The sequence below is a fragment of the Cognatishimia maritima genome (assembly GCF_900129685.1).
Lineage (GTDB): Bacteria > Pseudomonadota > Alphaproteobacteria > Rhodobacterales > Rhodobacteraceae > Cognatishimia > Cognatishimia maritima.
In genome coordinates this window covers 46,549-69,683 of record NZ_FQWM01000002.1, presented here as the reverse complement: position 1 = coordinate 69,683, position 23,135 = coordinate 46,549, and the positions used below count along the sequence as shown (strand labels likewise).

24 protein-coding genes are annotated in these 23,135 nt (G+C 54.8%); 19 read left to right on the top strand and 5 right to left on the bottom strand.

Translation table 11 applies throughout. The features are described from left to right. Nucleotides 1-64: 64 nt before the first annotated feature. Complete coding sequence (gene rpoC / locus BUA39_RS05730) at nt 65-4,315, top strand: DNA-directed RNA polymerase subunit beta' (protein WP_072791873.1); 4,251 nt, start codon at nt 65-67, stop codon at nt 4,313-4,315. 148 nt (nt 4,316-4,463) lie between these two features. After that, the gene (locus BUA39_RS05725) at nt 4,464-5,354 is read left to right on the top strand and encodes a DMT family transporter (protein ID WP_072792668.1); all 891 of its coding nucleotides are present in this window, start codon (nt 4,464-4,466) and stop codon (nt 5,352-5,354) included. Here the strand turns inward: BUA39_RS05725 and BUA39_RS05720 are convergent. From BUA39_RS05720 to BUA39_RS05710, 3 genes are all read right to left on the bottom strand, one after another. Beyond that, nucleotides 5,330-6,151 (bottom strand): putative rhamnosyl transferase, encoded by an 822-nt coding sequence (locus BUA39_RS05720; RefSeq protein ID WP_341349536.1) that lies wholly within the window; start codon nt 6,149-6,151, stop codon nt 5,330-5,332. The two genes, BUA39_RS05725 and BUA39_RS05720, sit on opposite strands and share 25 nt — an antisense overlap. Nucleotides 6,152-6,308: 157 nt before the next feature. Next, entirely contained in the window at nt 6,309-7,304 is a 996-nt protein-coding gene (locus tag BUA39_RS05715) for a LuxR C-terminal-related transcriptional regulator (protein ID WP_072792666.1), read from the bottom strand. 15 nt (nt 7,305-7,319) lie between these two features. Further along, a complete protein-coding gene (locus BUA39_RS05710) occupies nt 7,320-7,529 on the bottom strand; it encodes a hypothetical protein (protein ID WP_072791871.1) in 210 nt (69 codons plus the stop codon). A gap of 449 nt (nt 7,530-7,978) precedes the next feature. Between BUA39_RS05710 and rpsL the strand changes: the two genes are divergently transcribed. The 4 genes from rpsL (at nt 7,979) to tuf (ending at nt 12,231) form a co-directional block, all read left to right on the top strand. After that, nucleotides 7,979-8,350 carry a 30S ribosomal protein S12 gene (gene rpsL / locus BUA39_RS05705; RefSeq protein ID WP_054000841.1) on the top strand — a complete coding sequence of 124 codons (372 nt, stop codon included), beginning with the start codon at nt 7,979-7,981 and terminating at the stop codon, nt 8,348-8,350. A 15-nt stretch (nt 8,351-8,365) separates the two neighbouring features. Next, the gene (rpsG, locus tag BUA39_RS05700) at nt 8,366-8,836 is read left to right on the top strand and encodes a 30S ribosomal protein S7 (protein ID WP_072791870.1); all 471 of its coding nucleotides are present in this window, start codon (nt 8,366-8,368) and stop codon (nt 8,834-8,836) included. A 22-nt stretch (nt 8,837-8,858) separates the two neighbouring features. Beyond that, complete coding sequence (gene fusA / locus BUA39_RS05695; RefSeq protein ID WP_072791868.1) at nt 8,859-10,976, top strand: elongation factor G; 2,118 nt, start codon at nt 8,859-8,861, stop codon at nt 10,974-10,976. A gap of 79 nt (nt 10,977-11,055) precedes the next feature. Further along, complete coding sequence (gene tuf / locus BUA39_RS05690; protein WP_072791867.1) at nt 11,056-12,231, top strand: elongation factor Tu; 1,176 nt, start codon at nt 11,056-11,058, stop codon at nt 12,229-12,231. 142 nt (nt 12,232-12,373) lie between these two features. On the opposite strand, the gene BUA39_RS17090 is transcribed toward tuf, so the two are convergent. Both BUA39_RS17090 and BUA39_RS05675 read right to left on the bottom strand, forming a co-directional pair. Then, on the bottom strand, nt 12,374-12,577 hold the full coding sequence (locus BUA39_RS17090) for a DUF6980 family protein (protein WP_072791865.1): 204 nt from the start codon (nt 12,575-12,577) through the stop codon (nt 12,374-12,376). Nucleotides 12,578-12,863: 286 nt separating this feature from the next. Continuing rightward, the gene (locus tag BUA39_RS05675; RefSeq protein WP_072791862.1) at nt 12,864-13,337 is read right to left on the bottom strand and encodes a fasciclin domain-containing protein; all 474 of its coding nucleotides are present in this window, start codon (nt 13,335-13,337) and stop codon (nt 12,864-12,866) included. 308 nt (nt 13,338-13,645) lie between these two features. Here BUA39_RS05675 and BUA39_RS05670 point away from each other — a divergent pair, with 308 nt between their 5' ends. The 13 genes from BUA39_RS05670 (at nt 13,646) to rplP (ending at nt 22,785) form a co-directional block, all read left to right on the top strand. After that, entirely contained in the window at nt 13,646-14,956 is a 1,311-nt protein-coding gene (locus BUA39_RS05670; protein ID WP_072791861.1) for a tetratricopeptide repeat protein, read from the top strand. Nucleotides 14,957-15,226: 270 nt separating this feature from the next. Beyond that, complete coding sequence (gene rpsJ, locus BUA39_RS05665; RefSeq protein ID WP_072791859.1) at nt 15,227-15,535, top strand: 30S ribosomal protein S10; 309 nt, start codon at nt 15,227-15,229, stop codon at nt 15,533-15,535. Nucleotides 15,536-15,545: 10 nt separating this feature from the next. Next, a complete protein-coding gene (gene rplC / locus BUA39_RS05660) occupies nt 15,546-16,271 on the top strand; it encodes a 50S ribosomal protein L3 (protein WP_072791858.1) in 726 nt (241 codons plus the stop codon). Beyond that, nucleotides 16,268-16,885, top strand: coding sequence for a 50S ribosomal protein L4 (gene rplD / locus BUA39_RS05655; protein WP_072791856.1), 618 nt, complete (start codon nt 16,268-16,270; stop codon nt 16,883-16,885). Before rplC ends, rplD begins: the two co-directional genes overlap by 4 nt. Beyond that, entirely contained in the window at nt 16,882-17,178 is a 297-nt protein-coding gene (locus BUA39_RS05650) for a 50S ribosomal protein L23 (protein WP_072791855.1), read from the top strand. Before rplD ends, BUA39_RS05650 begins: the two co-directional genes overlap by 4 nt. 232 nt (nt 17,179-17,410) lie before the next feature. Beyond that, nucleotides 17,411-18,445: a fatty acid desaturase gene (locus BUA39_RS05645; RefSeq protein WP_072791853.1), complete on the top strand. Its 1,035-nt coding sequence runs from the start codon at nt 17,411-17,413 to the stop codon at nt 18,443-18,445. Between the two features lie 169 nt (nt 18,446-18,614). Beyond that, nucleotides 18,615-18,803 (top strand): hypothetical protein, encoded by a 189-nt coding sequence (locus BUA39_RS05640; protein WP_072791851.1) that lies wholly within the window; start codon nt 18,615-18,617, stop codon nt 18,801-18,803. A gap of 476 nt (nt 18,804-19,279) precedes the next feature. Next, the gene (locus BUA39_RS05635; protein WP_131814572.1) at nt 19,280-19,948 is read left to right on the top strand and encodes a hypothetical protein; all 669 of its coding nucleotides are present in this window, start codon (nt 19,280-19,282) and stop codon (nt 19,946-19,948) included. A gap of 193 nt (nt 19,949-20,141) precedes the next feature. Beyond that, nucleotides 20,142-20,984: a 50S ribosomal protein L2 gene (rplB, locus tag BUA39_RS05630; RefSeq protein WP_072791847.1), complete on the top strand. Its 843-nt coding sequence runs from the start codon at nt 20,142-20,144 to the stop codon at nt 20,982-20,984. A 3-nt stretch (nt 20,985-20,987) separates the two neighbouring features. Next, nucleotides 20,988-21,266: a 30S ribosomal protein S19 gene (rpsS, locus tag BUA39_RS05625; protein ID WP_072791845.1), complete on the top strand. Its 279-nt coding sequence runs from the start codon at nt 20,988-20,990 to the stop codon at nt 21,264-21,266. A gap of 3 nt (nt 21,267-21,269) precedes the next feature. Next, on the top strand, nt 21,270-21,650 hold the full coding sequence (gene rplV / locus BUA39_RS05620; RefSeq protein WP_072791844.1) for a 50S ribosomal protein L22: 381 nt from the start codon (nt 21,270-21,272) through the stop codon (nt 21,648-21,650). Then, the gene (rpsC, locus tag BUA39_RS05615) at nt 21,650-22,357 is read left to right on the top strand and encodes a 30S ribosomal protein S3 (protein WP_072791842.1); all 708 of its coding nucleotides are present in this window, start codon (nt 21,650-21,652) and stop codon (nt 22,355-22,357) included. The genes rplV and rpsC overlap by 1 nt, the downstream gene beginning before the upstream one ends. A 14-nt stretch (nt 22,358-22,371) precedes the next feature. Then, nucleotides 22,372-22,785 (top strand): 50S ribosomal protein L16, encoded by a 414-nt coding sequence (gene rplP / locus BUA39_RS05610; protein WP_072791841.1) that lies wholly within the window; start codon nt 22,372-22,374, stop codon nt 22,783-22,785. The last annotated feature ends 350 nt before the right edge of the window (nt 22,786-23,135 follow it).

Here is a 23,135-nt window from a genome sequence, read left to right as displayed (position 1 = left end):
GTAGGCCGGGCTTCAGCCCGGCACATGCTTGACCCCCGCACCCTCTAAAATATGAGGTTATGAAATGAACCAGGAACTGACGAACAACCCGTTTAACCCGCTGACACCACCAAAGGTCTTTGATGAAATCAAAGTCTCCTTGGCGTCCCCAGAGCGGATCCTGTCTTGGTCTTATGGCGAAATCAAAAAGCCAGAGACCATAAACTACCGTACGTTCAAACCAGAGCGTGACGGCCTGTTCTGCGCGCGTATTTTTGGCCCAATCAAAGACTACGAATGTCTCTGCGGCAAATATAAGCGCATGAAATATCGCGGCGTTGTCTGCGAAAAATGTGGTGTTGAAGTTACGCTTCAAAAAGTACGTCGCGAGCGTATGGGCCACATTGAACTGGCAGCCCCTGTTGCACACATCTGGTTCCTGAAATCGCTGCCATCCCGCATCGGCCTGATGCTGGACATGACACTGCGTGATCTGGAACGTGTACTTTACTTCGAAAACTATGTGGTCATCGAACCGGGTCTGACCGACCTGCAATTCGGCCAGATGTTGACCGAAGAAGAGTTCATGGATGCGCAAGACGCATACGGCATGGACGCATTCACCGCCAATATCGGCGCGGAAGCAATCCGTGAAATGCTGTCGATGATCGACCTTGAGGCCGAAGCCGAAAACCTACGCGCCGAACTGGCCGAGGCGACTGGCGAATTGAAGCCGAAGAAGATCATCAAGCGTCTGAAAGTTGTGGAATCCTTCTTGGAATCCGGCAACCGCCCAGAGTGGATGGTTCTGACAGTGATCCCAGTGATCCCACCAGAACTGCGCCCGCTGGTGCCGCTGGATGGTGGTCGTTTCGCGACGTCTGACCTGAACGATCTCTATCGTCGTGTGATCAACCGGAACAACCGTCTGAAGCGTCTGATTGAACTGCGCGCGCCTGACATCATCGTTCGCAACGAAAAGCGGATGCTGCAGGAATCTGTGGACGCGTTGTTTGACAACGGCCGTCGCGGCCGCGTGATCACTGGCGCGAACAAACGCCCTCTGAAATCCCTTTCCGACATGCTGAAAGGGAAACAGGGTCGTTTCCGTCAGAACCTTTTGGGTAAACGCGTCGACTTTTCTGGTCGATCGGTCATTGTGACCGGTCCGGAACTGAAACTGCATCAGTGTGGTCTTCCCAAGAAGATGGCATTGGAGCTGTTCAAACCGTTCATCTACAGCCGTCTTGAAGCCAAAGGCCTGTCTTCCACTGTGAAGCAAGCCAAGAAACTGGTGGAAAAAGAGCGTCCAGAAGTTTGGGATATCTTGGATGAGGTCATCCGCGAACACCCAGTGATGCTGAACCGTGCGCCCACGCTGCACCGTTTGGGCATTCAGGCGTTCGAACCGACCCTGATCGAAGGTAAAGCCATCCAGCTGCACCCGCTTGTCTGTTCTGCGTTTAACGCGGACTTCGACGGGGACCAGATGGCGGTTCACGTTCCTCTGAGCCTTGAGGCTCAGTTGGAAGCGCGTGTTCTGATGATGTCTACCAACAACGTTCTGTCGCCAGCCAATGGTGCACCGATCATCGTTCCGTCTCAGGATATGATCTTGGGCCTTTATTACGTGTCCATCGCCCGCGATGGCATGAAGGGTGAAGGCATGGTCTTCTCTTCCATCGAAGAGGTAGAGCACGCACTGGACGCTGGCGAAGTTCATCTGCACTCAAAAATCCAGGCGCGTATCCCACAGATCGACGAAAACGGTCTGGAAGTGATGAAGCGTTATGAGACCACTCCAGGTCGCGTGAAGCTGGGTGCACTGCTGCCACAAAACGCCAAGGCGCCGTTTGACCTGGTGAACAACCTTCTTCGGAAGAAAGACGTTCAGAAAGTCATCGACACCGTCTACCGCTACTGCGGTCAGAAAGAGTCGGTTATCTTCTGTGACCAGATCATGTCCATGGGTTTCAAAGAAGCCTTCAAAGCCGGCATTTCCTTCGGCAAGGACGACATGGTTATCCCTGACAGCAAATGGGGCATCGTTGATGAAACCCGTGCGCAGGTTAAGGATTTCGAACAACAGTACATGGACGGCCTGATCACTCAGGGCGAAAAGTACAACAAAGTTGTCGATGCTTGGTCCAAATGTAACGACAAGGTCACCGAGGCGATGATGAACACCATCTCCGCCGCGAAGACCGATGAGTCTGGTGCTGAAATGGAACCAAACTCTGTTTACATGATGGCTCACTCTGGTGCGCGTGGCTCGGTCACTCAGATGAAACAGCTGGGCGGGATGCGCGGCCTGATGGCGAAGCCGAATGGCGACATCATCGAGACTCCGATCATCTCGAACTTTAAAGAAGGTCTGACCGTTCTCGAATACTTCAACTCCACCCACGGTGCCCGTAAGGGTCTGTCGGATACGGCGTTGAAGACAGCGAACTCCGGTTACCTGACACGTCGCTTGGTTGATGTTGCGCAGGACTGCATCGTTCGCATGAACGACTGTGGCACCGAGCGTGCGATCACTGCAGAAGCAGCGGTCAACGACGGTGAGGTTGTCGCAACCTTGGCAGAACGTGTTCTGGGCCGTGTGGCTGCAGAAAACATTCTGCGTCCGGGCACCGAAGAGGTGCTGGTTGCCGAGGGTCAGTTGATCGACGAACTGATGGCCGACTCCATCCACGACGCAGGCGTTGCCTCTGCACGCATCCGCTCACCACTGACCTGTGAGGCAGAAGAAGGCGTTTGTGCGCAGTGTTACGGTCGTGACCTTGCACGCGGTACGCTGGTGAACACAGGCGAGGCTGTCGGCATCATCGCGGCGCAGTCCATCGGTGAACCTGGTACGCAGCTGACGATGCGGACCTTCCACATCGGTGGTGTTGCCCAGGGTGGTCAGCAGTCCTTCCAGGAAGCAAGCCAAGAAGGCACCGTGCGCATCGAGAACCAAAACACCCTTGAGAACGCGCAAGGCGAGATCATGGTGATGGGCCGCAACACCAAGCTGGAAATCATCGACGGCAACGGCGATGTCCGTGCAACGCACAAGCTCAGCTACGGCTCCAAGCTCTTTGTCACGGACGGCCAGACCATCGGTCGCGGTGAGAAGCTGTTTGAATGGGATCCGTTCACGCTGCCAATCATCGCCGAGAAAGCGGGTAAAGTGAAATACGTGGACCTCGTGTCCGGTATCGCTGTGCGCGACGTGACCGACGATGCAACAGGCATGACCCAGAAAATCGTGACCGATTGGCGTTCCGCGCCGAAGGGCAACGAGCTGAAGCCAGAGATCATTCTGGTGGATGCAGATGGTGAACCGGTACGCAACGATGCAGGCAACCCGGTACATTACCCGATGTCTGTGGACGCGATCCTGTCTATCGAAGACGGTCAGGACATCGCAGCAGGTGATGTTATCGCGCGTATCCCGCGTGAAGGCACCAAAACCAAGGACATCACCGGTGGTCTGCCACGGGTTGCGGAACTGTTCGAAGCACGTCGTCCAAAAGACCACGCGATCATCGCTGAAATCGATGGTTACGTGCGCTTTGGCCGCGACTACAAGAACAAGCGCCGTATCTCGATTGAGCCAGCGGATGAGTCCATGGAGCCAGTGGAATACATGGTGCCAAAGGGCAAGCACATCCCAGTTGCCGAAGGTGACTTCATCCAGAAGGGTGAATACATCATGGACGGCAACCCAGCGCCGCATGACATCCTGTCCATCATGGGTGTCGAGGCACTGGCTGACTACATGATCGACGAGGTGCAAGAGGTCTATCGCCTGCAAGGTGTGAAGATCAACGACAAGCACATCGAAGTCATCGTGCGTCAGATGCTGCAGAAGTGGGAGATCCTGGACTCAGGTGAAACCACATTGCTCAAGGGCGAACATGTCGACAAGCAAGAGTTCGACGCAGCGAACGAGAAAGCTCTGGCGCGCGGCAAACGTCCTGCTCAGGGTGAGCCGATCCTCTTGGGTATCACCAAAGCGTCCTTGCAGACTCGTTCGTTCATCTCGGCGGCGTCCTTCCAGGAAACCACGCGTGTTCTGACCGAGGCATCTGTCCAAGGTAAGAAAGACAAGCTGGTTGGCCTGAAAGAAAACGTCATCGTGGGCCGTCTGATCCCAGCCGGAACCGGTGGCGCGACACAGGCGATGCGTCAGGTTGCGCAAGCCCGTGACAACGTGGTGATCGAAGCCCGTCGCGAAGAAGCAGAACAGGCAGCGGCGCTTGCAGCACCGTCTTCCTCTGATGGCTTCTCTGCCGAAGACGTGTTCGAAAGCCCATTTGTGGACACACCTGAAAGCCGCGACGAGTAATCTTCGCGTTTCAAAAAAAAACTGAAAGAACCCCGGCCATCGCGCCGGGGTTTTTGTTGCTGATCACGCCCATCACAAAATGTGGCTTGCCCCGCGTTTGGACGCGGCTAAAGTCGCCGGGACAAATGCCGACACATGGGAGGCAGCGATGATCTCTGACAATCTGCGCGGTGCCTTTTTGATGATGGGCTCCATGGCGTTTTTCACTTTCAACGATGCCTGTATCAAAGCCATTGGGTCAGACATGCCGTTGTCGCAATTGCTGGTATTACGAGGGGCACTGACCAGCATCATGATCGCGCTACTGGCATGGAAACTGGGCGTTCTGCGCTTTGATATTGCACGGCGCGACTGGGGGCTATTGTTCCTGCGCACCGCTGGAGAAGTCGGTGCGGCCTATTATTTCATTGAAGCGCTGCGCAAAATGGAAATTGCAAATGTCACCGCAGTGCTGCAGGCGCTGCCGCTGACGGTGGCGCTGGGGGCTGCTTTGCTGTTCAAAGAGCCGCTCGGCTGGCGCCGATTGCTTGCGATTTTCATCGGGTTTATCGGCATCCTCTTGATTTTGCGGCCCGGCCCGTCGGGGTTCACGCCAGAAAGTATCTCTGTCTTGATCGCGGTTGCCTTCGTGACGCTGCGGGATCTGTCGACCCGGAAGATTTCCAAACGCGTGCCCTCGTTGATGGGGGCCTTCACGGCAGCGATCGGGGTGACGGCCTTTGCGGCGCTGATGTCGCTGAACATCGAATGGACCCCGGTCAGCGGGCATGAGGCTGGGTTGATCGTCGCGTCGTCTTTCCTGATCGGCGGCGCGTACCTCTGTTCTGTGATGACCATGCGGGTCGGCGAAATCGCTTTCATTGCGCCTTTTCGCTACACCAGCCTCGTCTGGGCGCTGATCGTTGGCTTGCTGATATTTGGCGAATGGCCTGATGGGCTGACGCTGATCGGCGCCGGGATCGTTGTCGCGACGGGGCTTTTCACCCTCTACCGAGAGACCCGTGCCAAAGCCCGTCAGGCAAAACTGCGCCGGATCTGATCATTGTCGATGGCAAAGCGCGCCTTAAAATGCGCTTCGCCCGCGCGGTCCAAAGGTGCGAGGGCAACCTGTTTCACATTGGCTTTTTGACGAGAGTCATTGAACGCATTGTGCCCACGCAGGAACATGTCTTCATCCGAATAGGTCACCGTCGGCATCGCCTGATTGAGCTTCGTGTGGTTGAAATTCATGATCGTTTTCTTTTCAAACGGCGCAACGGCCATGCCCAAAGCAACGCCGTAATAGGGCATGAAAGAGGGCGTCGCCATGATGCCTTCGGGCGTGGCCTCTGCCGTGAAACCGCGATTGAAATCAATCGCCACCATCGCGTGTTTGGCCAGTAATCCACTGCTATCATCAGCCGCTTCGCGGAACCGTTGAACAAAGTTCACAGCCACGGCGTCATCGTCGTCATGGCGAAATTGCAGGCTCGGAAGGGTCGCCCCATCGCGCAGATGGCGGTTGATGATCTTTTTCATGATCGGCCGATGCTGCGCCGGTTCTTCGGCGACAATCTTCGCTTGCGGCATATCGGCAATCATCGCCTCAAGCCGCGCTCGATACGCCGCGGGCAGGCAGGTGCCAACGACAATCAGAAAGTCAAATTTCGGGTCGGTCTGTGCCTTGAGGCCGGGCAGGGCAATGGTTTCAAAAGTGCGCAGCCGCTCTTCCATCCGCGCAGGCGCATAAAGAAACGCGCGACGTTCATCTATGGTCTCATGTTCAACCTGAAAACCGCCGAGCGCAGGGTAAGAAAACCGGCAAAGTCCGATGACTTGCATGTCGCTTGCCCGCATCTGATTGCCCTTTGTGTTTGCTGCCGTTTTTCTCAACATGTCAGCGGGGCATGCGAATAGCAAGAAGGCCAGCCTCTGACCCTAGGGTGGGGGTAAAGCCCCCTCCCGTGGGGAGGGTCGGGGGCTGGCTGGCGTCGCCGGCTGTATTTAAGTGCTCTTAGCCAACGCTCAGCAAAATGCGAACCAGTGCCGCCTGCGAGTTGACGCCGGTTTTTTCATATAAACGGGTCAGATGGGTGCGGGCGGTGTTGATGCTGATATCTAGCTTTTCCGCGGCACCTTTCGGCCCCAACCCTTCGGCGATGTGTTGCGCGACTTTGGTTTGGGCGTCAGACAGGCCAAAGACAGCCTGTGCGACCGTAAGCTTGCAATAAATGGTCTGGGTGACATCGAAATCTATGTAAGTCACGCCATCACGGACGCTGACCATGACAACCGCGACACCGCCCTCATCGGTCTCCCCCAATACAGCTGGGTAACGAAACGGGCCTCCGGTCTCGTCCTCAAAATGTCGAAGCTGGTAAAAATTGTGAAACTTACCCGCACGTGAAATCGCCGCTTGCAGCGCTTTATCCCAATCCAGCCTGCGTGCCCGCAGGCGACCCGCTGACAGTGTCAGAATAGGGTGCGATGCGATGGCGGCCAAAGCATCCTTACTTGCCCAAAGCATCTGACCTTTTGGGTCGACGGACAAAACACGTTGCCCGGTAATAGCGCGCTCTTGCCCGACAAAGGCGCAGTAGGCGATTTTCCAACCATCGCTCTGGCGTTGCAGAAAACGCGTTTCAAATGATCTCCAGCTTTCACCGCTGCGGTTGGTTGCAAACTGTCGGTAGGTCACCCAAGCCACATCTTCAGCGATATGAATGCGCCAGTCCGAGTTTTCGTAGGTCACCATGTCACAGCCATAGCCGTTGTTCATGACTGTTTGCATTTCTGTCGAAATGGCCGACCAGCCGTATGTCGCATCCACACCTGTCGTCGATGTGACAGCAATCATCGTGGCCTGTTCCGATTGCAGCCAGCAGCGCGCCCAGGCAGCGTAGTCATCGTCAATAAAGGCCTGTGTTTCGTCACAAATGACCGCCATGATTTCGGCTTGAGGGTCGCCGTCAATTCTGGAAAGGGCGCTTTGGCCAGAGAGTTCATACATCGGGTTCATCTTAAACTATCGTGGCTCATGGGCCAAATCTCCAACGGCATTTGCCTCGGGCCGACGCCTTTGTAAGGCGGCGCGAATCTTGCTGACAGGGGCGATCAGCACAGTGTACCACGCGACCCCGTGGCGCTTGTAGAACTCATCAATTTCAGCGGCAGAGTGGCCTGACTGTTGAGGTGTGGCGTTGATCCCGGATGTTAAAATATATGTCGGATCCATGCTGGGTCTCCTTTGAAGGGGGCGAATTAAGGGTCAGCTTAGACCTGTCAGGGCAACCCTGTTGTCATGTGAAATGACCACAGGTTAGGTAAGGGCGATTTCTGCCAGCACTTGCGAAGGGCATTTGGTAGCGGGCCTACTAGAAAGTGGTCTAATCTTGGGCCGTTCACTACCTGCGGGATCGGCTACCTCCGGTTGACAACCCTCCCGACTCCCCCTATACGCGCGCCTATCCGGTCATGGGCGTAGTGCGCCTTGCGCCGAAATCAAAATTTCAGTGGCTAAGGTCCGCGCTACTTTGAAGCGTGCACCCTCTGGAAACTAACCGCGATGTTCGCCTCGGAATGGGAACATTTGCGGCTTTTCGCTATGTGGCAACGCGTGGCGGCAGAATATGAGAACCGTGTGGGGCAACCCATGCAGAATGAGTTAGGAAACGGGAAGCCCCTATGCCAACGATCCAACAGCTGATCCGCAAACCGCGTCAGCCTAAAATCAAGCGCTCCAAGTCGCAGCACTTGGAGCAGTGCCCACAGAAACGCGGCGTTTGCACACGCGTTTACACCACCACACCGAAGAAACCGAACTCCGCGATGCGTAAAGTTGCGAAGGTTCGTCTGACCAACGGTTACGAAGTCATCTCTTACATCCCAGGTGAATCCCACAACCTTCAGGAACACTCTGTGGTTCTGATCCGTGGCGGCCGTGTAAAAGACCTTCCAGGTGTTCGTTACCACATCCTGCGCGGTGTTCTGGATACTCAGGGCGTTAAAGACCGTAAGCAACGTCGCTCCAAGTACGGCGCGAAGCGTCCTAAGTAAGAAGGATATTTATAGATGTCTCGTCGTCACGCTGCTGAAAAACGCGAAATCCTGCCAGACGCAAAGTTTGGTGACCGCGTTCTGTCCAAGTTCATGAACAACCTCATGATCGATGGCAAAAAATCCGTCGCAGAAAAAATCGTTTACAACGCGCTGGATCGCGTTGAAGCAAAAGTAAAACGCGCGCCTGTCGAAGTGTTCCACGAAGCGTTGGACAACATCAAACCATCCGTCGAGGTTCGCTCTCGTCGTGTGGGTGGTGCGACCTACCAGGTGCCTGTTGACGTGCGCCCAGAGCGCCGCGAAGCATTGGCCATCCGCTGGCTGATCACCGCGTCCCGTAAGCGCAACGAAAACACCATGGAAGAGCGCCTCGCAGGTGAGCTTCTGGACGCCGTAAACTCTCGCGGTACTGCCGTGAAGAAGCGCGAAGATACTCACAAGATGGCCGAAGCGAACAAAGCTTTCAGCCATTATCGCTGGTAATCCCAAAAGGCTTATTTGACCAATGGCACGCGACTATACCCTTAACCACTACCGTAACTTCGGTATCATGGCGCACATCGATGCGGGTAAAACCACCTGTTCCGAGCGCATCCTGTATTACACAGGTAAATCCCACAACATCGGCGAAGTGCACGATGGTGCGGCGACCATGGACTGGATGGAGCAGGAACAGGAACGTGGTATCACCATCACTTCTGCTGCAACCACCACTTTCTGGGAACGCACAGAGGACGGCGTTACTGCCGACACTCCTAAGCACCGCTTGAACATCATCGACACCCCGGGCCACGTTGACTTCACCATCGAAGTTGAACGTTCCTTGGCGGTTCTCGACGGTGCGGTTTGTGTTCTGGACGCAAACGCAGGTGTTGAGCCTCAGACTGAAACCGTTTGGCGTCAGGCTGACCGCTACAAAGTTCCACGTATCGTGTTCGTTAACAAAATGGACAAGATCGGCGCGGACTTCTTCAACTGCGTTAACATGATCGAAGACCGCACAGGCGCAACTGCCGTGCCTGTTGGCATTCCTATCGGTTCTGAAACCGAGCTGGAAGGTCTGGTTGACCTCGTGACCATGCAAGAATGGGTCTACGAAGGCGAAGATCTGGGCGCATCCTGGGACAAGCGTGAAATTCGTGCCGAGTTGAAAGACATGGCCGAAGAATGGCGCGGTAAGATGATCGAAGCGGCCGTCGAAATGGACGACGACGCGATGGAAGCTTACCTGGAAGGCGAAGAGCCTGACGTTCCAACCCTGCGCAAACTGCTGCGTAAAGGTACTCTGGAAATGGCATTTGTGCCGGTTCTGGGTGGTTCTGCGTTCAAAAACAAAGGTGTTCAGCCACTGCTCAACGCTGTGATCGACTATCTGCCGTCCCCACTGGACGTTGTTGATTACATGGGCTTCAAACCAGGCGACGAAGACGAAGTTCGTAACATCGCGCGCCGCGCGGATGACGACATGGCCTTCTCTGGTCTGGCGTTCAAAATCATGAACGACCCGTTCGTTGGCTCCCTGACCTTCACACGTATCTACTCTGGTACGCTGAACAAAGGCGACACGCTGCTGAACTCCACCAAAGGCCGTAAAGAGCGCATCGGTCGTATGATGATGATGCACTCCAACAACCGTGAAGAAATCACCGAAGCATTCGCCGGTGACATCATCGCGCTGGCAGGTCTGAAAGACACCACAACCGGTGACACGCTCTGCGCTGTCAACGATCCTGTGGTTCTGGAAACCATGACCTTCCCAGATCCGGTGATCGAGATCGCAGTTGAGCCAAAGACCAAAGCCGACCAAGAGAAAATGTCTCAGGGTCTGCAGCGTCTGGCAGCCGAAGATCCATCCTTCCGTGTGGAAACTGACCTGGAATCCGGTCAGACCATCATGAAGGGCATGGGCGAACTGCACTTGGACATCCTGGTTGACCGTCTGAAGCGTGAATTCAAGGTTGAGGCGAACATCGGTGCACCACAGGTTGCATACCGTGAAACCATCGGCCACGAAGTCGAGCACACCTACACCCACAAGAAACAGTCTGGTGGTTCTGGTCAGTATGCTGAGGTCAAACTCATCATCACGCCAACCGAGCCGGGCGAGGGTTACTCTTTCGAAAGCCGCATCGTTGGTGGTGCTGTTCCGAAGGAATACATCCCGGGTGTTGAAAAAGGCATCCAGTCTGTCATGGACTCCGGCCCTCTGGCAGGCTTCCCAGTGATCGACTTCAAGGTTGCTCTGATCGACGGTAAGTTCCACGACGTTGACTCCTCCGTTCTGGCCTTCGAAATCGCAGCGCGTATGTGTATGCGTGAAGGTATGAAACTGGCGGGTGCGAAACTGCTGGAACCAATGATGAAGGTCGAGGTGATCACTCCTGAAGAGTACACCGGCGGCATCATCGGCGACCTGACATCCCGTCGCGGTCAAGTGTCCGGTCAGGAACCACGTGGTAACGCGGTTGCGATCGACGCATTTGTGCCTCTGGCGAACATGTTCGGCTACATCAACACACTGCGTTCGATGTCTTCTGGCCGCGCGCAGTTCACCATGCAGTTTGACCACTACGACCCAGTGCCAAACAACATCTCTGAAGAAATTCAGGCGAAATTTGCTTAACGGGGGCGGCGGGGAAACCCGCCCTACCCACCCACTGTAGGCCGGGCTTCAGCCCGGCATCCCCAAATAGGAGGCCATCATGGCTAAGGAAAAGTTTGAACGTTCCAAACCGCACTGCAACATCGGCACAATCGGCCACGTTGACCACGGTAAAACTACGCTGACCGCAGCGATCACCAAGCAATTTGGTGACTTCAAAGCCTACGACGAAATCGACGGCGCACCAGAAGAAAAAGCACGCGGCATCACCATCTCCACCGCGCACGTGGAATATGAAACCGAAGCACGTCACTACGCACACGTTGACTGCCCAGGCCACGCTGACTACGTGAAAAACATGATCACCGGTGCAGCGCAGATGGACGGCGCGATCCTGGTTGTGAACGCGGCTGACGGCCCAATGCCACAGACTCGTGAGCACATCCTGCTGGGCCGCCAGGTTGGTATCCCTGCGATGGTTGTTTTCATGAACAAAGTGGACCAGGTTGACGACGACGAGCTGCTTGAGCTGGTTGAAATGGAAATCCGCGAGCTGCTGTCTGAGTACGAATTCCCAGGCGACGACATCCCTGTGATCGCAGGTTCCGCTCTGGCGGCGCTGGAAGACCGTAACCCAGAAATCGGTTCCGAGAAAATCGCAGAACTGATGGCGGCGGTTGACGAGTACATCCCACAGCCACCACGCGCTGTTGATGAGCCGTTCCTGATGCCAATCGAAGACGTGTTCTCGATCTCTGGTCGCGGTACTGTTGTGACCGGCCGTGTTGAGCGTGGCGTGATCAACGTTGGCGACGAGATTGAAATCGTCGGCATCAAAGACACGCAGAAAACCACCTGTACCGGTGTTGAAATGTTCCGCAAACTGCTGGATCGCGGTGAAGCGGGCGACAACATCGGCGCGTTGCTGCGTGGTGTTGACCGTGAAGCGGTTGAGCGTGGCCAGGTTCTGTGTAAGCCAGGTTCCGTGAACCCACACACCAAGTTCGAAGCGGAAGCTTACATTCTGACCAAAGAAGAAGGTGGTCGTCACACCCCATTCTTCGCGAACTACCGTCCACAGTTCTACTTCCGGACAACCGACGTGACCGGCACTGTGAACCTGCCAGCAGGTACAGAAATGGTTATGCCAGGCGACAACCTGAAGTTCGACGTTGAACTGATCGCACCAATCGCGATGGAAGCAGGCCTCCGCTTCGCGATCCGCGAAGGCGGCCGCACCGTTGGTTCCGGTGTTGTTTCCAAGATCGTTGAGTAAATCGCAGACGGTGGGGTAACACCCCACCTTACGCAAGACTTACGGAAAGGCCTCCCGAAAGGGGGGCCTTCTCTCTTTGGTAACACCCGTAGGGTGGGCTTTTAGCCCACCGACTACGAACAGTATTACACAGATGGTTCGTTCATTTGTCTAGTTTAGTGCCGTACCAAGGGCAGAAGCTAATCGAAATTGAACTACTGCCGCCATCGTGAATGATGATGCCGTAGCCGTATTTAGATTTGTTGATTAGTGCATCTGGGCATTCAAATCTGTCGGCGTGCAACGCGCATGTCTGTTCCAAATCGGACTTCAATCGTGTGCAACAGTAATCGTTCTGGCAGCTCATAATATTTTCCGTTTAATCATTGCTTAGTTGATGCAAATTTCGCGAGATGCCCAATAAATCCCGCGCACGAACCGAGGGAAGGGCGCAAAGCGCCCGCGTTTTGCCGGAGGCAAACCTTCGGTCTGACGGGGGCGGTTCGGGCGTTTCAAAATTTGCGATTTTGCATTTGGTATTGGCGAAGCAATGCGGATGAAAAGCCATCCGTAGGGTGGGGTTTCACCCCACCAAACCAAGAAAGGCCACTCAAATGAGCGGCCTTTCCAGTCTTCAAAAGCACAAAGAGCTATCAGCTGTCCGGCAGGATCACCTTGTCGATCACGTGGATCACGCCATTGCTCGCGACGATATCCGCCGCTGCGACGCTGGCGTCGTTGATCATCACGCCATTGTCCAGATCAATGGTGATCTCGCCACCCTGTACGGTCGCCGCTTTCATGTCGTCAGACAGATCTGTCGACATCACTTTACCCGGCACCACGTGGTAGGTCAGGATCGCGATCAGCTGGTCCTTGTTTTCGGGCTTCAGCAAGTTCTCAACCGTACCCTCAGGCAGGGCGGCAAAGGCTTCGTCGGTTGGGGCAAATACAGTGAATGGGCCGTCGCCTTTCAGCGTTTCCACGAGGCCCGCAGCCTGCACTGCAGCAACCAAAGTGCCGAAATCTCCGGCGCCGACAGCCGTATCGACGATGTCTTTGGAATTTCCGCCTGCAAAGGCAGGGGCGGCCATCAGGGCCAGGGCAAAGCTTGTTGCACGGATCATAGATGAGGTCTCCTCTTTGGTTTCATCATTGGTCTCAACACGATGTGTCAAACATCAGGAGCGATACGGGGGAGTCGCGCATTTGGATCAGAGGGTTGATGCCTAAAATGCGCTCGGAAGCGGCTTGAAAACCCTGACCCGCGCGCTAAGCCCGGGCCTTTGCGATTTTCCAATCACAGATTTGTTATGATCAAAGCCTGATCCAGGGGGTTTGACTTGTGGAAACAGTGCGCACAACTCGACCAGCGCGGATTGCTCTGAAACTCTTGTCCGTGGTATCTGGCGGTATCAATTTGGAAATAAAACTTATGCCACGTTCTCTTTATTTCGTCCTAGCAGTGCTGTGTTTCTGCAGCCCTGTCTTGGCAAAACCCCTGATCACAGATTCCGAAAATACTTACGTCACCTTCTGCCAAGATCGGGAGGATACCTCTGAACGCCTGATTGAGGGCTGCCGAAAAGCCCTAGAAGACGCCAATCTTTCTAAAAAGGTGCGCCACGATCTGCTTGAAGTGATTGGCGACAGCTATCGCGATTTGAACCAGTGGGAAGAGGCGCGCGCGGCATATGAAAGCATGATGGGCCTCGTCTTGGGGGATGCCGCAGCACAGGAAGGGCTGGGCTGGGTCGCCTTTGCGCAGGACGATTATGCTGCCGCTGCAACGGCGTTTGAACACTCCGTCAGCGCGGACCCTTCGGGTTTTCGCCTCGCTGGCATGGCCTCAGCGCAGTACCGGATCGACGCGCTGTCGCTTGAGGATTTGAACGCCTATTTCGACACGGCGATCATCATGGCCCCAGAAGCCAATTGGATTTTGCGCGAACATGCCTGGATCAACCATGATGCCGGGAATTTCGCCACCGCGCGCAGCAGTTTCAAAAAGGCGTTGGAGAATTGGGATGAGGATATCAATGCCCACTACGGGCTTTCCAACGCGCTTTACGAACTCGAAGATTTTACTGGCTCTGTTCATCACGCAAGCGAAGCCATCGCCTTGACTGATCACGATGACCCGGCGCTGCATTGGTTTCACGAACGGCGCAGCTTTGGTCTGTGGTCGCTTGGACGTTACCGGCAGGCCTTGAAAGACGCAGATTTCCTGATGGAACACTATGCTGATCGCAGCACTGGCTATGTCATGCGCGCCCGCATCCTCAGCGATATGGGGCGTGTGAAAGAGGCGGTATCGGTCCTCTCGGAAGCAAAGGTCGATGAGGCCGATCAGTATTACGTGACCTATTGGCTGGCCGAAATTCTATACACGGATCAGCAATTTGACCCTGCTTGGGATGCGACCGAGGGGATCAAACACAACAATGACGCGGATGGGTACCTCCACAAATTGCGGGCGGAAATTGCACTATCGCAGGATGACACACCCAAAGCACGGCTGGCGGTCGGTCCCGCGCTGATGACCGAAGGGGCGTGGCTGCCTTGGGCCATGCTGGTGGACGCAAGGATATTGATCCGCGAGGACAGATTTGAGGAAGCCCAAGCCCGTTTCAAAGAGGCGCTTTTACGTGGATTGCCTCTTGGCGAAGTGTCTGTCCTTGCCAAAGAGATGGTGGCCAAAGGCGAATTCAAACGCGCGGCGGAGTTTGGCAAGGCGATTGAGTAGGGGGACGCTGCAAAATCTTCGATTTTGCATTTGTGGCGTCGTCATCGCCCACCGACCACGCACCTTAACAAACCCCAAGCCCGCCGAACGCCCATAAAACAACACGTTTCGCGCGCGAAACCTCTTGTCACCTAGGGTTACAGCCCGTATACGGCCCGAGTTCCTATTGGGAACGTCAAGGCGGGGTGATTCCCGCCTTTTGGGTTCGATGAGGGTTTGCGGTGGTCGCTGGTCCTCCTCTCAACTCCGACGCCAAAAAAGGCTGACGAAATGCAAAGTCAAAACATTCGCATTCGGCTGAAGGCATTCGACTTCCGCGTGCTGGATGCAAGCACTCAGGAAATCGTAAACACCGCAAAGCGCACAGGCGCTGACGTGCGTGGCCCGATCCCACTGCCAAACAAAATTGAGAAATTCACAGTTCTGCGTGGTCCACACGTTGACAAGAAATCTCGCGATCAGTTCGAGATCCGCACGCACAAGCGTCTGCTCGACATCGTAAACCCAACCCCACAGACCGTGGACGCGCTGATGAAGCTCGACCTGGCTGCGGGCGTTGACGTACAGATCTCAGTATAAGGGGTCTGATATGCGTTCCGGTATTATCGCAAAGAAAGTGGGCATGACCCGCTTGTTCATGGAAGACGGCAAGCAGATCCCTGTAACCGTTCTTTCTCTCGACGGTCTGCAAGTTGTAGATCAGCGCACCAATGATCGTGACGGCTATACAGCTGTTCAGCTGGGTGCTGGCTCTGCCAAAGCAAAGCGTACATCTAAAGCCATGCGTGGTCACTTCGCGAAAGCGAATGTTGAGCCTAAGCGCAAGGTTGCAGAATTCCGCGTTGACGAAGCAAACCTGATCGAAGTCGGTGCAGAAATCTCTGCAGAGCACTTTGTTGAAGGTCAGAAAGTTGACGTTGCGGGCACATCTATCGGTAAAGGTTTTGCCGGTGCGATGAAGCGCCACAACTTCGGCGGTCTGCGTGCGTCTCACGGTGTGTCCATCTCTCACCGTTCCCACGGTTCGACCGGTCAGTGTCAGAACCCAGGCCGCGTTTTCAAAGGTAAGAAAATGGCGGGTCACATGGGTGCGGTTCGCGTGACGACACAAAACCTGGAAGTCGTCAAAACTGACGCGGACCGTGGTCTTGTGTTCATCAAAGGTGCCGTTCCTGGCTCCAAAGGTGGCTGGGTCACAGTGAAAGACGCCGTGAAAAAGAAACTGCCTGAGAACGTTCCGTTCCCAGCAGGCCTGAAATCTGCTGCAACTGAAGCACCTGCTGAAGAAGCACCTGCGGAAGGTGGTGAAGCATGAAACTAGACGTCATCAAACTGGACGGCGGCAAAGCGGGTTCCGTTGAGCTGTCAGAAGATCTGTTCGGTCTGGAACCACGTGCGGACATCCTGCACCGTGTTGTGCGCTGGCAGCGTAACAACGCGCAGGCGGGTACGCACAAGGTTAAGACACGGTCTGAAACTTCTTACTCCACCAAAAAGATCTATCGCCAAAAAGGCACCGGTGGCGCTCGCCACGGTGACCGTAACGCGCCGATCTTCCGCGGTGGTGGTATCTACAAAGGCCCAGTTGTCCGGTCTCACGGCCACGACCTGCCTAAGAAGTTCCGCAAGCTTGGTCTGAAGCACGCTCTGTCTGCGAAAGCAAAAGCAGGTGAGTTGGTTGTGATCGAAGACGCGTCCACCGAAGGCAAAACCGCTGCTCTGGCGAAACAGGTGAAGAACCTGGGCTGGAAACGCGCGCTGGTCATCGACGGTGCGGAAGCCAACCAGGATTTCCTGAAGGCATCCCGCAACATTGAAGGTCTGGATATCCTGCCGACAATGGGCGCAAACGTTTATGATATCCTGAAGCGTGACACTCTGGTGATCACCAAAGCGGGTATCGAAGCACTGGAGGCTCGACTGAAATGAGCGCGAAGGCAGAACACTACGATGTGATCCGCAAGCCGGTCATCACCGAAAAGGCGACAATGGCGTCTGAAAACGGTGCGATCGTGTTTGAAGTGGCAATCGACAGCAACAAACCACAGATCAAAGAGGCCGTTGAGGCGCTGTTTGGTGTAAAGGTTAAAGCTGTGAACACCACAATCACCAAAGGTAAAACCAAGCGTTTCCGTGGTACCATGGGTAAACGCAAGGACGTTAAAAAAGCATATGTGACGCTCGAAGAGGGCAACACAATCGACGTCTCCACCGGTCTCTGATTGGTGCGTTGGTAAACTCTATGAAAGCCCCTGCGAAAGCGGGGGCTTTTGTTTTTCGAGCCAAGACTGTGACCAAAACGTAAATGGGGCGGACGCCTCTCGTGCTGAGTTGCAGATAACGATATTCTGACTTCCTACTGGGCCATCAGGACGCCGTCCGAGGGGGTCAGTCGCCTAAGTTGGCACACGCCAATGATCGCGTCGCTGGATGTTACGACAAAGAAGCGAGCGCATGTTTGATCTGACCTCTAAATCATCGTCAGTGGCCACGCCCACCTCTGCAAAGGAGTGGGTTAGGATATTGTCAAAGTATCGCACACCGAAGCTCTCGCGCAGCTTGTTTGAACTGGTCGCAACTCTTGTACCCTTTGTGACGATCTGGGCCTTGGCCTGGGCGGCGATGTCGATCAGCTATGGGCTGGCGGTCGCGATTGCCTTGCTGAACGGTCCGTTTCTGGTGCGGCTCTTTGCGATCCAGCATGACTGCGGGCACCGGTCTTTTGTGGAAAACCGAAAGTTTGGCGATTGGATCGGGCGTTGTTTGGGTGTGCTGACCGTGACGCCTTATGAAATGTGGCGCCACGCGCATGCCGTTCACCATAGCGCGTCAGGCAACTTGGATCGACGTGGGCTGGGGGATATCCGCACGATGACGGTGCGCGAATATAATGAGGCTAGCACGCTCGAGCGGCTGTATTATCGCATCTATCGCAATCCGATCATGACGTTCCTCATCGCGCCGGGGATCTTGTTCCTTCTGGTGAACCGCTTGCCCTTTGGCTTTATGGATCAACGCAAGTTCTGGATCAGCGCTATGGGTAATAACCTTGGCCTTCTGGCATTGCTCGGTCCGATCTATTTGGTCGGAGGTTGGGCTCCGATCTTGCTGATTTTCCTGCCATCGACCATTTTCGCCGCGTCGATTGGCGTCTGGCTGTTCTACGTCCAGCACCAGTTTGAGCATGCCCATTGGGAAAACGAACACGACTGGGACATGCACGAAGCCGCGCTGCATGGCAGCTCGCATTATGTCTTGCCGCCACTGTTGCAATGGCTCAGCGCAAATATTGGCATCCATCACGTGCATCACCTGCAAAGCCGCATTCCGTTTTACCGGCTGCCGGAGGTTCTGCGGGATCATAAAGATTTGGCCGTGGGCGCGCGGTTGACGATCCGCGAAAGCCTGCAGACAGCAAAGCTGCATCTGTGGGACGAGGATGGGAAGCGGCTCTTGTCTTACAAAGAGGCACGGGATTTGGTGGGGTGAAACCCGAAGCTGTGTTTTGATTTGGTAGTCCGGGCTGAAGCCCGGCCTACGGTGTTCGCGCTTTGGTTGAAATCTGCAGCCGCCTCGCAATCGACGGGTTGCCGCCCCCAATTCGCCACATTTCAGGACCAGACAGAAAGGGACACAGCCCGGGATAGAGGATCGCCCTATGTATATGTCTCATCTGGACGAAATGGAACGCAACCGCAACGCAAAGGCGCTGCAGCGCGTTTTGCTGTCCGTTGCCGTCTTTGGCACCATGGTCGCCGTGCTGGGTGGTGTGGCCTATGTAGGTCTGTCCGGCATGAGCATGGACATGAGCCATCTTATCCCCAACCCGCCCACGATGGTGCAGTAGCAGCAAACACAACGTCGCAACACGTAGGCCGGGCTTCAGCCCGGCTTTTTTATTGGTGGTGTTGGGATAGCCGGGCTGAAGCCCGGCCTACGTCGGTTTTGGGTTGGTGGGGTGAAACCCCACCCTACGGACGAGGGTAGGGTGCGTGATTTCACGCACCGATGTTGCGTTTGGCTTGGGTGGAGCGGTGCGTGTGAACACGCACCCTACAGTGCCATCGATCACCAAGGGCTGCTCCCGACCGCGGGTGGGGGTGAAGCCCCCGCCGTCAAACCGAAGGTTTGCCTTCGGGAAACCGGGGCGGTCGGGGGCTGCCCGGCGTTCCGCCAGGCGAATAGGTTATCTTTATTTGCGTGACCGAGAAAAGGTGTTCGAGTTTTCTTTGGTGAAGTGGGCAAACGAAGGCGGAATTAGCGCTGGCTTTTTCTGTTTGCTGGACATTTAATCTTACAAAAGAATTTGACGGTATAGATATAATGAAAATCCCAGATATCAGTCCATTTTCCTACGGACTTCTTTCTCTAACCAATCCGCATGAACGACCAAATGAACCTGAATGTGACGAATTTTCCTGCCTTGTAACTGGGAAGTCTGTATACGTTTGGCCCTTGGTGTTTGCTGCATACGTTTGGCATTTGCAGGAGAAGAAGAGAAAAGGGCCTCAATATGAGGCAGAGCTGCGAAACATAAATGAGTATATTTCTCGGCATATGTCCGAATTCTTAAAAAGTAACCCTGTAGATTTTTCAAATGCGGGTAGTCAGTACGTACGCGCCAAGCCTGGCTCTTTTCAGGCTATACGAAAGAACTTCGGCACGCCTGTCAAGAAGCTTAAGATACCCGTTGCAGAAGAGCGGCTGACAGAAGAGCTACGAGAGCTTGAGGGGCGCAATCTTATTGTAGACCCCTTCACGACAACAATTGCTGCCACGACGATAGCTGTTCTTGGGGCAGTTCCCTACAGCTTTACTAAGCGCACCAAAGAAGGTGATGAAAAGTATTTATCCGTAAAAGCAATGCTATGGGAGTTTGAAAGCTTATCTAGCGAAGAACAAAGTGAGCTTCGTTTCCACTTCTTTATGGAAAGAGCGATAGGGCATCTGAAGAAACACCTGAAAATTCTGATATCCGAAGAAGAACAATAGACACCCAACCCCATCCCTGCTAAACGCAGCCATCGCATTCGGCCTCAGATTCGTTCTGGGGCTGATTGCCTTTTTTACCGGGACCTTCGGGGCCCTTCATACGGTCACCCATTTTTCCAAGGTGGGGGGCTTACATCGCGGGATTGACCCATCATAAGGGCAAGCTCGCATTGCTAAACGGAAGACAGTAAACATGGCACTCAAGTCGTATAAACCGACGACGCCGGGCCAGCGTGGGCTGGTTCTGATCGACCGTTCGGAGCTTTGGAAAGGACGTCCAGTCAAATCCCTTACTGAGGGTTTGACGAAATCGGGCGGCCGGAACAATACCGGACGGATCACTTCTCGTCGTCGTGGCGGTGGCGCAAAGCGTCTGTACCGGATCGTTGATTTCAAACGCAACAAGTTTGATGTCGCGGCAACTGTAGAGCGGATCGAATACGACCCGAACCGGACCGCGTTCATCGCATTGATCAAATACGAAGACGGCGAGCAAGCCTACATCCTCGCGCCTCAGCGCTTGGCCGAAGGTGATCAGGTCGTCGCGTCTGCAAAGGCAGACATCAAACCAGGTAACGCAATGCCGTTCTCTGGCATGCCTATCGGTACCATCGTGCACAACATCGAGCTGAAGCCTGGCAAAGGTGGTCAGATCGCACGTGCAGCCGGCACCTACGCTCAGTTCGTAGGCCGTGACGGTGGCTATGCTCAGATCCGCCTGTCCTCAGGTGAACTGCGCCTGGTCCGTCAGGAATGCATGGCAACCGTTGGTGCGGTATCCAACCCTGACAACTCCAACCAGAACTACGGTAAAGCCGGTCGTATGCGCCACAAAGGCATCCGCCCGTCCGTTCGTGGTGTTGTTATGAACCCGGTCGACCACCCACACGGTGGTGGTGAGGGTCGTACCTCTGGTGGTCGTCACCCAGTGACACCATGGGGTAAGCCGACCAAGGGTAAGCGCACTCGCAACAAGAACAAAGCGTCGCAAAAGCTGATTGTCCGCTCGCGTCACGCCAAGAAGAAGGGACGTTAATCTATGTCTCGTTCAGTCTGGAAAGGCCCTTTTGTTGACTCTTATGTCCTCAAAAAGGCAGAAGCTGCCCGCGAAAGCGGCCGCAACGAAGTGATCAAAATCTGGTCCCGTCGTTCCACCATCCTGCCACAGTTCGTTGGCCTGACATTTGGTGTGTACAACGGTCAGAAACACGTCCCTGTCAACGTCACGGAAGACATGATCGGTCAGAAGTTCGGTGAATATTCCCCGACTCGCACCTATTACGGTCACGCCGCTGACAAAAAAGCGAAACGGAAGTAAGTCATGGGCAAGGCAAAGAATCCCCGCCGCGTGGCAGATAACGAAGCAATGGCAAAACTGCGCATGCTCCGGACTTCCCCGCAAAAACTGAACCTGGTTGCTGGCATGATCCGCGGCAAGAAAGTGGAACGGGCGCTGACCGATCTGACTTTCTCCAACAAGCGTGTTGCTCAGGATGTGAAGAAATGTCTTCAGTCCGCCATCGCCAATGCTGAAAACAACCACAACCTCGACGTCGACGAGCTGATCGTGGCAGAAGCTTACGTTGGTAAGAACCTGACCATGAAGCGCGGTCGCCCTCGGGCACGTGGCCGTTTCGGCAAGATCATCAAGCCATTTGCTGAGATCACCATCAAGGTGCGTCAAGTAGAGGAGCAAGCCTAATGGGACATAAAGTCAATCCGGTCGGCATGCGCCTGCAGATCAACCGTACTTGGGACAGCCGCTGGTACGCGGACACCAAAGATTACGGTGATCTTCTGCTTGAAGACCTGAAAATCCGTGAGTTCATCAAAAAAGAGTGCAAGCAAGCTGGCATCGCACGTGTGATCATCGAACGTCCGCACAAAAAGTGCCGCGTGACAATCCACACTGCACGTCCAGGTGTGATCATCGGCAAGAAAGGCGCGGACATCGAAGTTCTGCGCAAGAAAATTGCTGCGATGACCGCATCCGAACTGCACCTGAACATCGTTGAAGTACGTAAGCCAGAGCTTGACGCTCAGCTGGTTGGCGAGTCGATCGCTCAGCAGCTGGAGCGCCGTGTCTCTTTCCGCCGTGCGATGAAACGGGCTGTTCAGAACGCAATGCGCATGGGTGCCCTGGGCATCCGCGTAAACGTAGCAGGCCGTCTTGGCGGCGCGGAAATCGCGCGTACCGAATGGTACCGTGAAGGTCGCGTGCCTTTGCACACTCTGCGTGCTGACATCGATTACGCACACTCCGAAGCGATGACGCCTTACGGTATCATCGGGATCAAGGTCTGGATCTTCAAAGGTGAGATCATGGAGCACGATCCAGCGGCGCGTGACCGTAAAGCACAAGAACTCCAGGACGGCCCAGCACCTCGCGGTGCAGGCGGTCGTCGCTAAGGGAGACATAAGTTATGCTGCAACCAAAGCGTACAAAGTTCCGCAAGGCGCACAAAGGCCGGATCAAAGGTTTGGCGAAGGGCGGGTCTGACCTGAACTTCGGTTCCTATGGTCTGAAAGCCACCACCCCAGAGCGTGTCACCGCGCGTCAGATTGAGGCGGCACGTCGTGCGATGACCCGTCACATGAAACGTCAGGGTCGCGTATGGATCCGCATCTTCCCAGATGTACCAGTGACGGCAAAGCCGATCGAGGTTCGTATGGGTAAAGGTAAAGGTTCTGTGGACCGTTGGGTCTGCAAGGTGAAGCCTGGCCGCGTGATGTTTGAAATCGACGGTGTTTCTGACGAAGTTGCGCGTGAAGCGCTGCGTCTGGCCGCGATGAAACTCCCGGTGAAAACCCGCGTCGTTCTGCGCGAAGACTGGTAAAAGTGGCGGTGGGGTGAAACCCCACCCTACGATGAGATTAGCCCCGGCGCGCAAGCGACGGGGTTTTTTGTTTTGTGATGCTCCAACCACCAATGCATGTTTGATTTGCATGGATTACGCAAAGTCAGATAACTTCGAGGAGTATTCTAACTTACCAATCAAATATTTAGTGAACTAATTATGCTCCTAAAGTTCAAGGCTTGGCCGTTCATACAGGCATTTACGTGTTTGGCATCGTCAGCAGCTGCTGAAGTTTGCGATAAGGTTAGGCCAAGGTGGAGTCCTAACGATGGTGTCGTAGATCAGTTCGGGGAACTCTATTTCTTTTTCACAAGCCCATTCGGGTTGGT